Annotated in this window: 15 protein-coding genes; 3 read left to right on the top strand and 12 right to left on the bottom strand. The window is 44.6% G+C overall.

All coding sequences use genetic code 11. The annotated features are described in order from the left end of the window. Positions 1-83 precede the first annotated feature (83 nt). The 4 genes from AB204_RS23090 to copA form a co-directional block, all read right to left on the bottom strand. The gene (locus AB204_RS23090) at positions 84-251 is read right to left on the bottom strand and encodes a hypothetical protein (RefSeq protein ID WP_167336749.1); all 168 of its coding nucleotides are present in this window, start codon (positions 249-251) and stop codon (positions 84-86) included. 160 nt (positions 252-411) lie between these two features. Continuing rightward, complete coding sequence (gene ybaK / locus AB204_RS15345) at positions 412-888, bottom strand: Cys-tRNA(Pro)/Cys-tRNA(Cys) deacylase YbaK (protein WP_047964247.1); 477 nt, start codon at positions 886-888, stop codon at positions 412-414. A 52-nt stretch (positions 889-940) separates the two neighbouring features. Then, positions 941-1,753, bottom strand: a complete 813-nt coding sequence (locus AB204_RS15340; protein ID WP_047964246.1) for a TraB/GumN family protein — start codon at positions 1,751-1,753, stop codon at positions 941-943. Between the two features lie 141 nt (positions 1,754-1,894). After that, positions 1,895-4,672, bottom strand: coding sequence for a copper-exporting P-type ATPase CopA (copA, locus tag AB204_RS15335; protein WP_047964245.1), 2,778 nt, complete (start codon positions 4,670-4,672; stop codon positions 1,895-1,897). A gap of 79 nt (positions 4,673-4,751) precedes the next feature. Here copA and cueR point away from each other — a divergent pair, with 79 nt between their 5' ends. Continuing rightward, the gene (cueR, locus tag AB204_RS15330) at positions 4,752-5,156 is read left to right on the top strand and encodes a Cu(I)-responsive transcriptional regulator (RefSeq protein WP_047964244.1); all 405 of its coding nucleotides are present in this window, start codon (positions 4,752-4,754) and stop codon (positions 5,154-5,156) included. Here the strand turns inward: cueR and AB204_RS15325 are convergent. The 5 genes from AB204_RS15325 to tesA all read right to left on the bottom strand — a co-directional run bounded on the left by AB204_RS15325 (position 5,153) and on the right by tesA (position 9,129). Next, on the bottom strand, positions 5,153-5,608 hold the full coding sequence (locus AB204_RS15325; RefSeq protein WP_047964243.1) for an NfeD family protein: 456 nt from the start codon (positions 5,606-5,608) through the stop codon (positions 5,153-5,155). The genes cueR and AB204_RS15325 overlap by 4 nt on opposite strands. Positions 5,609-5,610: 2 nt before the next feature. Beyond that, positions 5,611-6,540 carry an SPFH domain-containing protein gene (locus AB204_RS15320; RefSeq protein WP_047964242.1) on the bottom strand — a complete coding sequence of 310 codons (930 nt, stop codon included), beginning with the start codon at positions 6,538-6,540 and terminating at the stop codon, positions 5,611-5,613. 47 nt (positions 6,541-6,587) lie between these two features. After that, positions 6,588-7,466: a thioredoxin family protein gene (locus AB204_RS15315; protein ID WP_047964241.1), complete on the bottom strand. Its 879-nt coding sequence runs from the start codon at positions 7,464-7,466 to the stop codon at positions 6,588-6,590. Positions 7,467-7,557: 91 nt separating this feature from the next. Beyond that, positions 7,558-8,334, bottom strand: coding sequence for an SDR family oxidoreductase (locus tag AB204_RS15310; protein ID WP_047964240.1), 777 nt, complete (start codon positions 8,332-8,334; stop codon positions 7,558-7,560). 162 nt (positions 8,335-8,496) lie between these two features. Next, a complete protein-coding gene (gene tesA / locus AB204_RS15305) occupies positions 8,497-9,129 on the bottom strand; it encodes a multifunctional acyl-CoA thioesterase I/protease I/lysophospholipase L1 (protein ID WP_200898253.1) in 633 nt (210 codons plus the stop codon). Between tesA and ybbA the strand changes: the two genes are divergently transcribed. After that, positions 9,100-9,786 (top strand): putative ABC transporter ATP-binding protein YbbA, encoded by a 687-nt coding sequence (gene ybbA / locus AB204_RS15300; protein ID WP_047964238.1) that lies wholly within the window; start codon positions 9,100-9,102, stop codon positions 9,784-9,786. The two genes, tesA and ybbA, sit on opposite strands and share 30 nt — an antisense overlap. Next, a complete protein-coding gene (gene ybbP, locus AB204_RS15295; RefSeq protein WP_047964237.1) occupies positions 9,783-12,215 on the top strand; it encodes a putative ABC transporter permease subunit YbbP in 2,433 nt (810 codons plus the stop codon). Before ybbA ends, ybbP begins: the two co-directional genes overlap by 4 nt. Before the next feature lie 107 nt (positions 12,216-12,322). Here the strand turns inward: ybbP and AB204_RS15290 are convergent, their stop codons facing one another. From AB204_RS15290 to AB204_RS15280, 3 genes are read right to left on the bottom strand one after another with little or no spacing between them, the layout of a single operon-like run. Beyond that, a complete protein-coding gene (locus AB204_RS15290) occupies positions 12,323-13,378 on the bottom strand; it encodes an LLM class flavin-dependent oxidoreductase (protein WP_084728591.1) in 1,056 nt (351 codons plus the stop codon). 41 nt (positions 13,379-13,419) lie between these two features. Further along, positions 13,420-14,697: an MFS transporter gene (locus AB204_RS15285; RefSeq protein ID WP_200898252.1), complete on the bottom strand. Its 1,278-nt coding sequence runs from the start codon at positions 14,695-14,697 to the stop codon at positions 13,420-13,422. A gap of 54 nt (positions 14,698-14,751) precedes the next feature. Next, the gene (locus tag AB204_RS15280) at positions 14,752-15,540 is read right to left on the bottom strand and encodes an outer membrane protein OmpK (protein WP_235428103.1); all 789 of its coding nucleotides are present in this window, start codon (positions 15,538-15,540) and stop codon (positions 14,752-14,754) included. Positions 15,541-15,789: the final 249 nt, after the last annotated feature.

Below are 15,789 nucleotides of genomic sequence, written 5' to 3'. Positions count from 1 at the left end.
TTCTACATCACGGTTTGATGGGCAGGAAAAAGAGAGTAAATACTCTTTTGTTCTGTCATCACCAAAAACTGATAATATTTTTCCTATAGTGAGAATTTTTTCTTTAATATTTCTATCGCCTCTTTTTGTTGCGCCTCAAAATCTATTTCTTCAAAATGCTTCTCTCTTGGTTTTCTATTAGCTCTCCTTAGCATTTTAATTGCTTTGGGATCAGTAATGACAATTTGGCGGAAAAATGATGAGGTGGCCATTTTATTCCTCTTTTATTTAGATTAACTAAGTTACTTGAAATAGTAATTAATGTTTTTTCTCTGTAAGGAAAGTATATCGGTATTGCCATATAGCACAAGACTCTGTTTTAAAGAAAACAGAGCCAGCTCGAAAAATTTCAATAAGGATTGAAACTTATTTTCAATGTTTAGCGATATCAGCAAATGAACAATTAAGTAGTTGGCATAAGTCAGTGGGTGATAATTCAATATCTAATCCACGCTTGCCACCGGAAATAAACAGAGTTGGTAAAGTTTGCGCCTGAATGTCAATAACAGTCGGTAGGCGCTTTTTTTGTCCCAGTGGGCTAATGCCGCCAACGAGGTAACCGGTAATTTTTTGTGCCAGCAGAGGGTCAGCCATATCTGCTTTCTTGGCTTTAAAAACTTTGGCGATTTTTTTCAGATCGAGCTGCCCGGAAACAGGCGTAACGGCAACAGCAAGGTTTTTGGCATCGCCATTCAATGAGACCAATAGTGTCTTAAAAACCTGATTAGCATCTAAGCCGAGTTTTTTAACTACTTCATCACCGAAATTATGTTCATTGGCATCATGTTCATAAGGATGAAGTTTGAAATTGATTTTTTGCTTTTCCAGCAAAACAACAGCGGGAGTCATGTTTTTTTCCTGTAACTATTTATCTACGGAAATGAGATAGGTGAATACGTTGTTATTCCTGCGGTTTTAACAGCATTTGTTGTAAATTATTCTCGCCGTGAAGATGTAAGGCTCCTACAGCAACCAGATATTTTCCTTCTGGTAAGCGATGTAATTGCTCACTCCATTGATGGTTGCGTTCAATCATTAGACTTTGATAAATCTCTTCACAGAATGTCATCGGCAGTATCTGATCTTGTTGCTCAGGTTTATAATTCATCCACCAGCTAATCATAGTCTGCAAAGCACGGGCATTAGTATGCCAATGGATAATTGTATCTTCCAACAGAGAAAGGCCGCCATTTGGCAGGCAGGTGAGTAGATTAACCTGCGTATCCGTTCCTTCCAATTCGATAATAGGTGTATTGATGGCTTTTGCACTGTTCAGCAATTGGTAATCAATGCCGTATTGAGGACGTAATCCTAAATATTGGGCTTGAGCGGCTTGTAATATTAATGCGACTTGCCATGACGGCAATGAATCAAGAAGAGCAACAGGATGCTGGATCTCCCGGCAGTAGTGCTGTAAGCGCTCAAAGTGTTCGGAGGATAAACGCTGTGACAGGGCAACTTGCTCAGGAAACTGTTCCTTGAAAGGAGAGTCAACCTGTGTGATATCAGCTTCGACAATCAGAGCATCAGATTGTTCTAGTTGATCGAGCAGTACTTCCGAAAGTGGGAGCATATTTTCTGTTCCCATATGAATACTGCCAACAACATGTAATTGTATGTTTTGATTAAGATTAATGTCAAAAGCAGGATAGGGGTAATGCCGTTGAGAATTTAGCCCTAATATTTTGTTGAAATATTTCATTAATTTTCCCACTTTGCATACTCCGGTGGTTGGCATTGAAGGGTATGCTAACCCGTTAAGAGTTAACAGGAAAGGGGGAAAAGTGCGGGATGAAAAGCCAAACCAAATATGTTTAGCTTTTCATCGGTTGGAGAAAACTTTCTGAATGTTATTTTAGGATTTTGTCTTGAAGCGCAATAATCGATTGGCATTACTCACGACAGTAATTGAAGATAGTGCCATTGCCGCACCAGCAACGACAGGATTCAGTAATGTGCCTGTGAAAGGATATAAGATACCTGCTGCAATTGGGATGCCTAATGTATTGTAGACAAAGGCCCCAAACAGGTTCTGTTTCATATTGCGCAATGTTCCTCTGGATAATTCAACCGCATCAGCAACACCGTGCAGACTATGGCGCATAAGAGTAATCGATGCCGTTTCAATGGCAATATCACTGCCACCTCCCATGGCGATGCCGACATCTGCCTGTGCTAATGCGGGAGCATCATTAATGCCATCACCGATCATGGCCACTTTTTTACCTTCTGTCTGGAGCGCTTGAATGGCTGCTGCTTTGCCATCAGGCAGGACACCGGCAATCACCTGATCAATCCCGGCCTCTTTCGCAATGGCATTGGCTGTCACTGGATTATCTCCTGTCAACATGACCAAACGATAGCCTTGATGGTGTAAACGTTGCAGGGCAGAAATAGTATCTTGACGCAAGGGATCCCGGATGGAAAACAGGGCCGCGACTTTCCCATTAACAGCCAGAATAACGGGAGTGATGCCTTTTCCTGCCTGTGCGGCAATTAATGGCTTTAATTCTGCGGTTTCAACCTGATTTTGCTCAAGCAATTTTTGGTTACCCAATAACAGAGTGGTATCACCAATCTCTCCGCGTATTCCGAGTCCCGTTAATGTGCGGAACTGTTGTATTTCAGGTAACTTTTGTCCTTCAACTTTATCTAAAATGGCTTTTGCCAGAGGATGGTTTGAACCATTTTCCAAGGCACCCGCCCATACCAATACTTGTTCTTCGGTAAAGCCGTTAAAGGTATGGATCTCTGACACCTGAGGCATGCCTTCGGTCAAGGTGCCGGTTTTATCAAAGACAATCGTATCCAATTGGCTGGCTTGTTGCAGTGCATCGGCATCGCGTACCAATACACCTAACTCTGCTGCCCGTCCCACCCCAGAGATGATGGACATGGGTGTTGCCAGCCCAAGTGCGCAGGGGCAGGCGATAATCAGCACCGTAGTCACGATGACCAACGCGTACATGATTTGTGGAGCAGGGCCGATAAAGTACCAGATAGCGCCAGCAATCAGGGCGATGGCAACAACAACAGGCACAAATATTGATGATATTTTATCTGCCAGTTGGCCGATTTCTGGTTTACTGCTTTGTGCCTGACGCACTAATTTAATAATGCGTGACAGCGTGGTTTGGCTGCCGACTGCATTGGCTTTAAACAATACCGTTCCATCCTGAACAACGGTACCGGCATGTACAGCATCCCCGATGGATTTTTGTTGAGGAATGGGTTCTCCGGTCAGCATGGCTTCATCCAGCCAAACCGTACCCTGGATGATTTCACCATCGACAGGAACACGGTCTCCTGTTACCAGACGTAATGTCATATTAGGTTTAACATCAGCGAGTGGCAGTGTTTTTTCGCCTTCCGTAGTGACCACACGAGCTGTTGGAGGCGTTAAATCTAATAATCGTTCAAGTGCTTTGGAAGAACGTTGACGGACCCGTTGTTCCAAGGCATGACCAAGGTTGATTAAACCAATGATCATGGCGCTGGCTTCATAATAAAGATGACGAGCTTGTGGAGGGAAGATCTCAGGCCACAAATTGACGCTTATTGAATAGAGCCATGCTGCGCCAGTACCGAGGGCTACCAATGTATCCATAGTTGCGCTGCCATTTTTCAGGCTTTGCCACGCATTGCGATAAAAATGCCCACCAGCAAAGACCATGACAGCAAGTGTCAATAGCCCAATAGTCAGCCAAATAGTGTGGTTTGACGGTGTGAGCATCATATTATCACCCATCATGCCCCAAATCATGACAGGTATCCCAACGATTAAAGCAAAGGCTGACTGCCAGCGAAAACGGCGCATATTGGCTTGCGCAACTTGTTGCTGGCGTTCACGGCGTTCCGTTTCATCCTGAATGATTTCTGCGCCATAACCGGCTTTGATGACCGCTTCAACCAAGGCATTTGGTGAGGCATTGCCTGTGACCAATGCGCTTCTTTCCGCAAGATTGACTCTGGCGTGCTCTACACCATCAACGGATTGCAGTGCTTTTTGTACTTTGCTGACGCAACTGGCACAACTCATGCCATCCAGTAATAGCTGAACACTGTCATCATCAACAACGTTGATTTTGTCGTGCTCAATTGGCGCTGTTTCAATTGCACTTGTTTTTATTGGAGACGCTTTTACCGGAGATACTTTTATTGAGGAGGAAAATATTGCCGCTGCCAAAGACTCCGGAGTTTGTGGAACAGATGTTGTCAGCGGCTCAGTTTTTGGGAAGGCTAATTCGGCCTGGTATCCGGCTTGTTTGACGGCATTAATTAAAACGCTGCTCTCTGCTTTACCGTAGATCTTTGCGGTTTGAGTATCGACTTCTGTAGCGATGACACCTTCGACAGTTTCTAATGCTTTTTGTGTTTTACCTGCACATCTCATGCAGCTTAAACCTGATAGCCGCAATTCAATATCAGGTTGCGTGGCAACAGAAGCGGCATAATCTTCGGCGATAATCGCTGCAATTAATACATCAGACGAGACATCGCCGATAACTTTGGCATAATTTAAACTCACATCGACCTGTTCAACACCGGCTATTTTTTCCAGTGCTTTTTTGACGGTACCAACACAATGCATACAAGTTAAGCCTTGAAGTGCAAGAATGGTTGTTGTGGACATAACAATATCTCCTGATACAGAGTGGTATACTTATCATTAAGGCTAAACCTTCCTGCAAGGGGAAGGTCAAGGGGGAATTATGAATATCAGTGAAATTGCCCAGAAGACCGGTTTGACCAGTAAAGCTATCCGGTTTTATGAAGAAAAAGAGCTGATTACTGCGCCGGAGCGGGGAGATAATGGCTATCGTTATTATCAGCAAAAGCACATTGATGAGTTGGTACTCCTGCGTCAGGCGAAAGAAGTTGGGTTTACGCTGGGGGAATGTCGCGAATTGTTGCGATTATTTCGTAACCCCAGTCGTCACAGTGCAGATGTAAAAACAGCGACTCTCCAAAAAGTGGCTGAAATAGAAAAGACGATTGTGGAATTGCAAAAGATCAAGGAAAAGTTGCTGGTATTGGCGGCTGAATGTCCGGGAGATGATGGAGCGGATTGCCCCATCATTGAGCATTTATCTGGCTGCTGTTACCATCACTGTTAATGGGGAATCGGTCTCACCTTTAATGTGATTCCGTCAACGGCGATGACTTCAACTTCAGTATTGGCCGGGAGATCCCGGTCACAATGAACGCGCCAACTGCCATCAGCCAGTTTGACTCGCCCCAAACCGTTTTCGGTATCCGTGATTAAACGGGTACGCAGGCCAATTAATTGGTGATTTTTCTGATTAAGAACTTTATCACTCGCTTGGCGTGGGCGGTGGCGTAGCCAGCTACGCCATGCAATAACAGAAAGCAAGGTCAGAACAGCAAACAGAATGCCTTGCAGTTCCCAGCCCATATTGGGGAAAATCCATGTGATCAGGGCAACAATGACGGCTGCGGTTCCTGTCCACAATAGATATCCCCCCGCTCCCAGCAATTCCGCAATCAGAAGCAGTCCACCAAAACAGAGCCAGAACCAAGCTGGCTGAGTGGCGATCTGTTCAATCATGGTTATTTATCCTGTTTGCTCTTCTTGCTTTCGCCAATTAATTCAGCAATACCACCAATGGCTCCCATCAAGTTGCTGGCCTCAAGTGGCATCATAATAACTTTGCTGTTATTTGCGGCACCAATGTTGGTGAGGGCATCAGTATATTTTTGGGCGACGAAGTAGTTAATTGCCTGCATATCACCATCGGCAATGGCATCAGAAACCATTTTAGTTGCACGTGCTTCTGCTTCTGCGGCGCGTTCACGGGCTTCCGCCTGAAGGAAGGCAGATTGACGTTCACCCTCTGCTTTCAGGATTTGTGATTGCTTTTCCCCTTCCGCTTTCAAAATGGCTGCCTGACGAATACCTTCCGCCTCAAGAATATCTGCACGTTTGGTACGTTCAGCTTTCATCTGAGCATTCATCGCAGAGATCAATTCTTTAGGTGGACGCACATCGCGGATCTCAATACGGGTGATCTTAACTCCCCAAGGGTTGGTGGCTTCATCAACGATTGTCAGCAGACGGCTGTTGATGGAATCGCGCTGAGACAGCATTTCGTCCAGTTCCATTGAACCCAGCACGGTACGGAAGTTGGTCATAGTCAGATTAATGATGGACAACTCCAGATTGCTGACTTCATAAGCCGCCCGTACCGGATCGACCACTTGAATAAAGCAGACTGCATCAATGGTCACGTTCGCATTATCGCGAGAGATGACTTCTTGTGATGGAATATCCAGAACTTGTTCCATCATATTGATTCTACGGCCAATGCGATCAACAAATGGCATGATGATATGCAGGCCGGGCGTCAATGTACGGGTATAACGCCCAAAGCGTTCAACCGTCCATTGATAGCCTTGTGGAACAGTCTTCACACAGGTAAAGACGATAACGACAGCAATAATGATGAGGATTGGTACCGCACCAAGAGAGAGTAAATCCATAACAATTCCCTTATTCGTTAATTATGGAATATATAAGTTTTCTTTACTTAATGAAGTAAAGAGTATACATGACGGCGATATTTAGATGCCAGTGCATCCCCGATGCCCAGTGCAGAAATAATATCCATCATTGTCTTTTTCACTGCGCCATCGGCAGCCGCAAGATCTTTTTTCAAAAAGCCTAACAGCAATTCAAGAGCTTCTTCATCACGCCCGACATCGTGTAATTTTGACGCAAGTTGAATGGCAAGTTCTGCATTTTCTGGTTGAGTCGCCAACTCTTGCTGTAGTTGTCGAATCTCAGGTGAATCTGCGGCCTCTTTCTGGGACTTAATGTGTTCAAGTAACGCATGATAGCGTTCGTCCTGCTCTTCTAATGGAACGGTATCCAGCAGTTTTTGGGCGTCTTCAAGGTGATTGAGCAAAAGATACACTTGGGTTAACAATAAAGTAATCTCAGTATCTTGAGGCGTTTCTTTGTGAATTTCTTTCAATAAAGACAATGCTTCCTGATTTTTGCCTTCGGCAAGAAGAGCATCCACTTGCTCTAATGGTGATTTTTCCTCTTGGATCAGAAGCTGGGAAAAAATTTTTCTGATAGATTCATCTGTTTGAATGCCTTCAAAGCCCTGAACAGGCCGGGCTTCCTGCACAAACAGTACCGTAGGCAAGCCACGTACCCCAAATTGTGCAGCAAAATGAGGAAGTTGGTCACAATTGACTTTAGCCAGAATAAATTGCCCGGCATATTCGTGTGCAATTTTATCAAGGGTTGCTTCTAATTCATGGCAATGCAGGTCTTGCGGAGACCAAAAGTAGAATACGACGAGTTGGGTGAGTGAGTGCTGAACAATTTGAGAAATATTTAATTCATCAATATTAATGATATAGGCAGTACTATTGTTTGTATTCACTGTGGGTTCCATGGGCGTTTCTCTCTGATTCGTTGCTGGGCGATTACATGAATAAATAAGACCCGTTTGTACGTTTTTCAATGTCTATTAGCTTTTATTAGTCTTAGCTTTGCCAACGTACGATTTTATCGAGCCATCTTTCCGGGAGTATACGACGCGACACTTTTACGACGTGAGTTAATAATGTAACAGAATAACGTAATTTGGGGTTGGGACTTTCCAAGGCGTGAATCAGTTTCGAAACAACATCTTCAGGCATCAGTGTAAAACGACTGGCAAGGCTCGGGTTTTCGACAGGATGATCTTGCTGCGTTTGATTCACATTCTCCGTAAAACGTGTATTAATTGGGCCTGGTTCTATCAGGCTGACTTTAATGCCTGTTTTTGCTAATTCTCCTCGCAAGGCATCTGACCATGCTTCGAGGGCATATTTACTGGCAGCATAGGCTCCACGCCCAGGAGTTGAAAGTAGCCCCATAACAGAACTGGTCTGGACAATCCGTCCTGCGCCATAAGCACGTATGGCTGGCAGTAATAAGCAGGTAAGTTGGTGAGTACCAAAAAAATTCGTGGAAAATTGTTTTTCCATCTGTTCACGAGAAATGCTTTCCAATGGGCCATAAACGCCGAATCCGCCATTATTGAATAGCCCAAATAAACGGCCATTGGTTAATTCGATTACTGTTTTGGCTGCACGTTCAACACTTTCTTTATCGTCTAAATCCAGTTCAATCGGTTCGAATTCCAACTCACGCATATGAGCCAAATCATCAGGCTTGCGGCAGGCTGCAAGCACACGGTAACCGCGTTGATGGAGTGTTTTGGCCGCCGCTAACCCGATCCCACTGGAACACCCTGTAATAAGAATAGCTTTTTGCATAAATTTACCTGTTTATCTGCATCAATTTATGGAAATAAATGATTTACTATTGAGAAATATTTTGATTAAACGCTTACTCTCAGTAAGCGTTTATTGTTGCAGATAGCCTGAATACTGACTGCGCACAAAATGACAAATAAAATAGTCTTTTAGAGTAAGCTATTAAGAATGGTTGATATATGCCGATAGTTTATTGGACATCCAATCAGCAATAAAAGGCTGCGCAGCTTGATTGGGGTGCATCCCATCATCTTGCATCCATTCTGGTTTAATAACAACGTGCTCCATGAAAAATGGTAGCAGAGGAATTTGGTTGCGTTCAGCCAGTGCAGGATAAATTTTTGCAAAGGATTCGGTATAGCGTTTTCCATAATTAGGTGAAATCCGGATTTGCATTAACAGTGGTTGCGCGCCGGCTTGTTTGATCAAAGTAATGCCCTGTTGCAAATCTTGCTCTATGTTTTTAACGGGAAAACCACGCAATCCATCATTTGCACCAAGCTCTATCAGAACCCACTTGGGATTGTGTTGTTTCAATAATTCAGGCAGACGTTCAAATGCCTGTGCTGTCGTATTGCCGCTGATGCTGCCGTTAACGATGGTTGTTTTTTTTCCAGCTTGCTGCCATTGCTTTGCCATTAGTCTGGGCCACGAATGTTCAACGGGCAGGCGATACCCGGCACTGAGGCTATCACCCAATATCAGCAGGGTATCAGCCGCCACCGCTCTGGCGCTGCATAGAACCAACAATAAAAGGAAAAATACATGGCTGTAGAAAGTATTCTTGAAGTTCATCATCTCACTAAACATGTCGGTCAAGGGGAAGAGGTAATTAATATATTGCAAGGTATTGAGTTGGTTGTCGAGCCAGCACAGACAATTGCATTAATTGGTGAATCAGGATCGGGCAAATCAACCCTTTTGGGAATTATTGCCGGATTGGATGATGGTAGCGGGGGAGAGGTTCACCTGTTGGGGCAAAATATCAGCCGCATGAATGAAGAGGAAAGAGCGCAATTAAGGGCAGAAAATGTGGGTTTTGTTTTCCAATCGTTTATGTTGATCCCTACCTTGAACGCTTTAGAGAATGTCCAGCTTCCCGCGTTGTTGCGTGGTGAGTCAGAAAATCAAAGTCGTCAGCAAGCCATCGAATTACTTGAACAGTTAGGATTGGGAAAACGCCTAAAACATATGCCGGCCCAACTTTCAGGCGGAGAACAGCAGCGGGTGGCTTTGGCCCGGGCGTTCTGTACCCGCCCCAAAATTCTGTTTGCTGATGAACCAACAGGTAATCTTGATCGCCAGACAGGTGATCGCATTGCTGATTTATTGTTTTCCCTCAATCATGATTACGCCACGACTTTGATTCTGGTGACCCATGACAGTCAACTCGCTGCCCGCTGTCAGCATCGTTTACGTTTGGTGGATGGCAAATTGCGGGAGGAAGCATGATTTGGCGCTGGTTTTGGCGTGAATGGCGTACCCCGTCTCTTCTGATTGTCTGGTTGTCCCTGACATTGGCAGTCGCTTGTGTGCTGGCCTTGGGGCGGATTAGTGATCGCATTGATCAAAGTGTGCATTATCAAAGCCGTGACTTTCTGGCGGGGGATCTGGTCTTGAGGGCTTCGTATCCCGTTGATGAAGGTTGGCTTAAAAGAGCGCAGGATCAAGGGCTGACTCTGAGTCGTCAGATCTCGTTTTCGACCATGACGTACGCGGGAGATATTCCGCAATTAGCTCAGGTGAAGGCGGCTGATGATCGTTATCCGTTATATGGAGAGCTGGAAACCCACCCTGGGGGGTTAAAACCGGAAAAAGGTTCTGTGCTGGTGGCACCACGATTGCTGACATTATTGGGTATTAATGTCGGGGATAAACTTGACGTTGGGGATACCACCCTAAAAGTAAGTGGGGAATTGCTGCAAGAGCCTGACAGTGGCTTTAGTCCATTCCAGATTTCTCCTCGAATCTTAATCAATATTGAGGATGCCAAAGCGACAGGGGCAATCCAACCGGGTAGCCGATTAACTTATCGCTATATGTTTTCGGGTTCTCCGTCGGCTATCCAATCCTTCCAGCAATTCGTTGATCCGCAATTAAAAGCAGATCAACGTTGGTTAACGCTAAAACAGGATAATAGTGCATTAGCGCAATCCATTGAGCGTGCCCAGCAATTTTTACTCTTATCAGCCTTGTTGACATTATTGCTTGCTGTGGCTGCGATGGCGGTTTCCATGACGCATTATTGCCGCAGCCGACATAATTTGATTGCCATCCTGAAAACATTGGGAGCAGGGCGTTGGGCTTTGCGGCAGTGGATTATTGGGCAGTGGTTGGTGATATTGCTGGCCGCGGTTGCGGTAGGTTCTGTTTTAGGGCTGGTTTTTGAATCCGCCTTGATTCGGATTTTAGCCGGAATGCTGCCTAAGATGTTGCCGGAAGCGGGAATGTGGCCGTGGATATGGGCAATTGGCACCTTATTTGGCATTGCCTTGTTGGTGGGAATTCGCCCTTATCGCCAATTAATGGCTACCCAGCCTTCACGCGTATTGAGAAGTGATGTTACTGCGACTATCTGGCCATTGCGTTACTACCTGCCTGCGGTAGCCTTAATTGTGACGGGAGGGTTGGTCTTACTGGCAGGAACTAAGCCGCTGCTATGGTCATTGCTGGCGGGAGTACCCGTTATCGCATTGTTATTGGCGTTATTGGGATGGGGCGGCTTATGGATATTGCGCCGCGTGACATTCAGCCAATTAAGCCTGCGCTTGGCCGTTAATCGTCTATTATGCCGCCCATTTCAGACCATGACACAATTGGCTGCATTTTCACTGTCATTTATGCTGTTGGCCTTGCTTATTATGGCAAGGGGCGATTTATTGAATCAGTGGCAGCAACAGTTGCCGCCTGATAGCCCGAATTATTTCCTGCTTAACATAACTAAACCACAAATTACCCAGGTTAATGATATGTTGAATAAATATCAGGTCAAACCCACTGAGTTTTATCCTGTGGTGTTGGCGCGGTTGACGGAAGTAAATGGTCAATCAGCCATTGAATGGGCTGACGAAAGGCATCCTAATAGTACAACGGTGCGTCGCGAACTGAACTTAACATGGAAATCAGAATTACCGCCTTTTAATACCCTTGTTGAGGGAACATGGCCACCGAAGCCAAACGAAGTTTCCATGGAACAGGGCGTTGCTGAACGGCTGCAAATCAATGTGGGAGATAAGCTCTCATTCACCGGTGATACCCGGATATTTCAGGCTACGGTAAGCAGTATTCGTAAGGTGGATTGGGAAAGCGTGAATCCGAACTTCTTTTTTATCTTCTCTAAAGAGACGTTGGAAAATCAGCCGGCAATGTGGCTGACCAGCTTCCATTATGAAGGTGATGGACGGTTGCTGACAGAAATTAATCGGCATTTCCCGACAATCAGCATGTTGGATGTTGGTTCGATAATCAAACAAATACAAGGTATCTTGCAGCAAGTCAGCAAGGCGTTGGAAATCATGGTCGTTCTGGTTATGGTTTGTGGTGGATTGTTATTACTGGCACAAATTCAGGTCGGTATGAGCCAGCGTCAGCTTGAATTGGTGGTATACCGCACATTGGGGGCGAGCAAAAAACTTCTGCGTCGTACACTGTGGAGTGAATTTGCACTGCTTGGCTTTATGGCGGGGGTGGCTGCGGCATTTGGTGCAGAAATTGCACTCTGGTTATTGCAAACCCAAGTCTTTAATTTCCCATGGCAACCGCAATGGCAGATGTGGATTTTACTTCCCCTTATCAGCAGCTTACTGCTTTCATTATGTGGTGGTTGGTTGGGAATTCGGTTATTGCGGGGGCAAGGGCAATATCGGCGCTTGCCTGAATAATTCCCGCCTATTTTCGGTTTATCATTAATAATAATGATGAAATAAACCTCGTTTGAAAAAACGAGGTTTATCAGCAAGCTGGCTGGAAACAATCAGGCTGGAAACAATCAGGCAAATTCCTCTCTTAATTTAGGCAGGAGCTGATCCCCGAAAACCTTTAACCCCTTTATGTAATCGGGGAAAATCAACATAATACCATCCAGGTCACAAGTACGGATTAAATCAACCAGTTGCTTATAGCAGGTATCTGGTGCACCGATGGCAGTATGGGTCATAAAGGCATTTTGTGAGCGCTCGACCATCGCATTGCTTTTTCCATCCATATCGACGCCAAAACTGCGCATCATATTTTTGACGGCTTCCACATCCAAACCCTGACGGTAGAACTGGGCAAGGGTTTCAGCATAGGCATCTGTTTCGGCACAAATGACGGTACACATGCAGAATGTCTTGGTGGTTGTGTTGTACTCAGCGGCGATACGCTTTGCAGTTAAACTGATATTGCGAGTTTCTGCCTCATCCTTGCCACCGATAAAACAAACATCGGTGTGGCGTACACTGAAACGCAGCCCTTGCTCAGATTGGCCGGCACAAACTAAATAAGGACGAGGAAGGGAAAGCGGTTTTGGTTCAGAAACGCACTGTTTTAAATGAAAATAAGTGCCTTCATGAGTGACTTGTTTTTCACGCCAAAGTCGTTTGATCAACTGAGTCCACTCTTCCGTCATGGCATAGCGTTGGTCATGATCCAGACTATCATCCCACTCACCCATTTGTTCAAATTCATCTCGGAATGAGCCGGAAACAATATTCAGCCCTGCGCGTCCCTGACTAATATGATCCAGAGTGGCGATCATTTTAGCGGTCACTGCCGGATTATGTAGCCCGGCGTGAACTGTAGCGATCAATTTTGCGCGGTGGGTAACTTCGGCAATGCCTGCCATCATTGTGACGGACTCAAGCGAGCTGCCCCAATGATCTGTTTCTCCACCGAATCCACGCCATTTACCCATGGACATAATGAAATCAAGGCCAATCTGGTCAGCCAGAATGGCAGCCTCACGGTTTTGTTTATAAGACGCATCCAGTGGCGGCGTGTTTTTGGAGATGATCCACCCACCTTTGGCGATGGGCAGAAATACACCGAACTCTTTCTTTGACATCACTATTTCCTTGTTTATTGTTGTTTCAGTTCATTTTGGCCCTATTCAGTAAATTGAGTGTCTTCGATTGAGCGCTTTTTAATTTTCTGAGCAGGCGGTTTCATCATCAATGTTACGACAAGAACAACAAGTACGGGGATAGCAATAATTAAGAATGCTGAAGTAAAACTACCTGAATAATCTTTGATGGCACCGGCAAAAAAAGGTGCCAGACACGCCAGTGTAGAAATCAGATTCATGATTGAAAACAGTTCCAGATAAGGCTTGCGGCCAAAATAGTTAGCCAGCAATACACTGGAAGCGAGGAAAGTCATCCCGTAGCCCATGCCGACAAACAGGGTAAATGCGATCAAGAACGGCCATGAAGAAGCGATACTCAATGCAATCAGGCCAAGAATGATGATAGCCAGGCTGCCAATGAGTAATTTTTTCGGATCTATCCACTCCCCGACGGCACCACCGGCCAATCGGGAAAACGCATTAATAAAGGCCATCGTGCTCAGTAGCCCAGCGGCAATGGCTTCGCTGAAACCATTTTCGATAATATGGGCAACCGCAAAGCTATTGACCGTAATACCACACCATAAAAACGCAGTATAAGTTGCCGCAATCACGTAGAATTGCCATGTCCGCAGTGCTTGATGCGCAGTCCAGCGCTGCTTAGTGCGATAAATACCGGAGGTATCCTGGTTGTTATGTTTTTGATTTACCGCCTTGGCGTGGGCAATTTCCCGTTTTCCTTCCCGAAGGGTAATCATCGTCAGGATAACGAAAATAGTGAGTACAATGGCAGAAATCATCCAGTGCATCCGCCACGTCCCCCAAATCCGGGTTGCGAGAAAATAGATCCACGGGCCAATGACGCCGCCCAATCCACCAATCGTGAAATAGAAGCCAAAAGCAAGAGACTGTTTCTCATATAGCCGTGAAATCACATAAGTGCCCGGAACGGTAGCCAAAAAGGTAAAACCGATACCGATTAAAGCCGTACCAATAAAATACGATGAAATAACATGTGTGTGATAAAGGTTGTAGAAACCAGCCAGAAAAATCAGCAGGCCAATGAACAAAGTAAAGCGAACACCAGCCTTACGGATAAATATCGTTGGTAAAAAACTGGATAGCCCGCAGGTCAGCCCAAGCAGGGTGAACCCTAAACCAGCATTCGTCCAACTCCAGCCCAGTTCATCAATCATGCTGGGCAAGACAACACCCAATGACGTAAAGGTAGTTGCTGTGGATAAAAAATAAACCATGCCTAAAAGTATCAGCAAAAACCACTGATAAGTACGCCCGAATTTGTCGTGTTGAATGGACATTGTGACCCCATCAAGGATATAAACCATTAAAAACGGCACTATTTTATGTGTTTATTAGAAAAAGCTGTATCGAATAAACACCCCGTAGCTAAATTGATTCGTGCGAAAATCAGATGTATCTTTTATTTTGTACTTATTTTTAACCGGATTCACAACAATCCCTGTCCACAAATGACCAGGCTGATACCCTAATTTTTTTCCCAAGTCATAATGCAATTCAGGCTTGAAATCGATCATTTCAGGATTATCGCCTAACCCCAGTGTATAGTCGAAAGTTCCGACGATGCGGAAATCCCCCAATTGGTTGCTGAAAGGAATACCATAATCAATATGGATGCGCTGATCGTCCCAACTCCCTTTGGCATTATTTTCAAAATAAAAGATAGTGCGCAACCAACTGAACCCGTCCACTTGCCAATCAAGACTGATACCGGGGAAATAGTCATATTTTACGTTTTTGGTTTTAGCAATCCACTGCGCAAACAGCACATCTTTTAATGGGCCATAGGAAAGATCATATCCCGTGATTTTACTGGCGCTGAGTCTTGGTACGAACTTATAGTAATAGGTGCTTTTATCACCTTTATAGTCATGCTGTAGTGAATTTTGCCAAATACTGTAGACATACATATCGCCGATTTTGTAATCACCAAAGGCTTCTACAATGGGAGAAATGGTTTTCTGGGGAGCAACTTTGTTTTCGAATTGAAAGTAAAGGCTGGTATCAACTGATTGAAAATTGACAAAATCACTTGCCTGGACGCCATTGGCGATGGGTAGCAATAGGACAGGAGATAAACCCATTCTAATTATATGTTTTTTTAGCTTGTTGATAAATTGCAAATGATTTCTCCTTTCACGTTATGGCAGGGCGATGGACAGCAGCATCATGCTAACAGGGTAATTTTGTCAAAGTTTTTTTATTCATGAAAAACAAAATAGATTAAAAATATTATTCATATAAAAATAAAAGTAAATAAATTTTTTTATAAAATAGCTTTGTTTTGTGATTTTTTTAATTACAAATGTATTTTAATTGCAAATATAATTTTAACGCTAATTAGCACATGGTGCTACTTCGTATATTATTAA

This window comes from Xenorhabdus khoisanae, from assembly GCF_001037465.1.
In the GTDB taxonomy this organism is placed as follows: domain Bacteria; phylum Pseudomonadota; class Gammaproteobacteria; order Enterobacterales; family Enterobacteriaceae; genus Xenorhabdus; species Xenorhabdus khoisanae.
Note: the sequence above shows the minus strand (reverse complement) of the source record. Positions and strands in the feature narration are given on the sequence as shown.

Bases quoted from the DNA above. Each gene is read 5' to 3' on its own strand.
- AB204_RS15290 (WP_084728591.1), bottom strand. From the start codon at position 13,378: ATGTCAAAGAAAGAGTTCGGTGTATTTCTGCCCATCGCCAAAGGTGGG.
- cueR (WP_047964244.1), top strand. From the start codon at position 4,752: ATGAATATCAGTGAAATTGCCCAGAAGACCGGTTTGACCAGTAAAGCT.
- AB204_RS15320 (WP_047964242.1), bottom strand. From the start codon at position 6,540: ATGGATTTACTCTCTCTTGGTGCGGTACCAATCCTCATCATTATTGCT.
- AB204_RS23090 (WP_167336749.1), bottom strand. From the start codon at position 251: ATGGCCACCTCATCATTTTTCCGCCAAATTGTCATTACTGATCCCAAA.
- ybaK (WP_047964247.1), bottom strand. From the start codon at position 888: ATGACTCCCGCTGTTGTTTTGCTGGAAAAGCAAAAAATCAATTTCAAA.
- AB204_RS15325 (WP_047964243.1), bottom strand. From the start codon at position 5,608: ATGATTGAACAGATCGCCACTCAGCCAGCTTGGTTCTGGCTCTGTTTT.
- ybbP (WP_047964237.1), top strand. From the start codon at position 9,783: ATGATTTGGCGCTGGTTTTGGCGTGAATGGCGTACCCCGTCTCTTCTG.
- ybbA (WP_047964238.1), top strand. From the start codon at position 9,100: ATGGCTGTAGAAAGTATTCTTGAAGTTCATCATCTCACTAAACATGTC.
- copA (WP_047964245.1), bottom strand. From the start codon at position 4,672: ATGTCCACAACAACCATTCTTGCACTTCAAGGCTTAACTTGTATGCAT.
- AB204_RS15315 (WP_047964241.1), bottom strand. From the start codon at position 7,466: ATGGAACCCACAGTGAATACAAACAATAGTACTGCCTATATCATTAAT.
- AB204_RS15310 (WP_047964240.1), bottom strand. From the start codon at position 8,334: ATGCAAAAAGCTATTCTTATTACAGGGTGTTCCAGTGGGATCGGGTTA.
- tesA (WP_200898253.1), bottom strand. From the start codon at position 9,129: ATGAACTTCAAGAATACTTTCTACAGCCATGTATTTTTCCTTTTATTG.
- AB204_RS15285 (WP_200898252.1), bottom strand. From the start codon at position 14,697: ATGTCCATTCAACACGACAAATTCGGGCGTACTTATCAGTGGTTTTTG.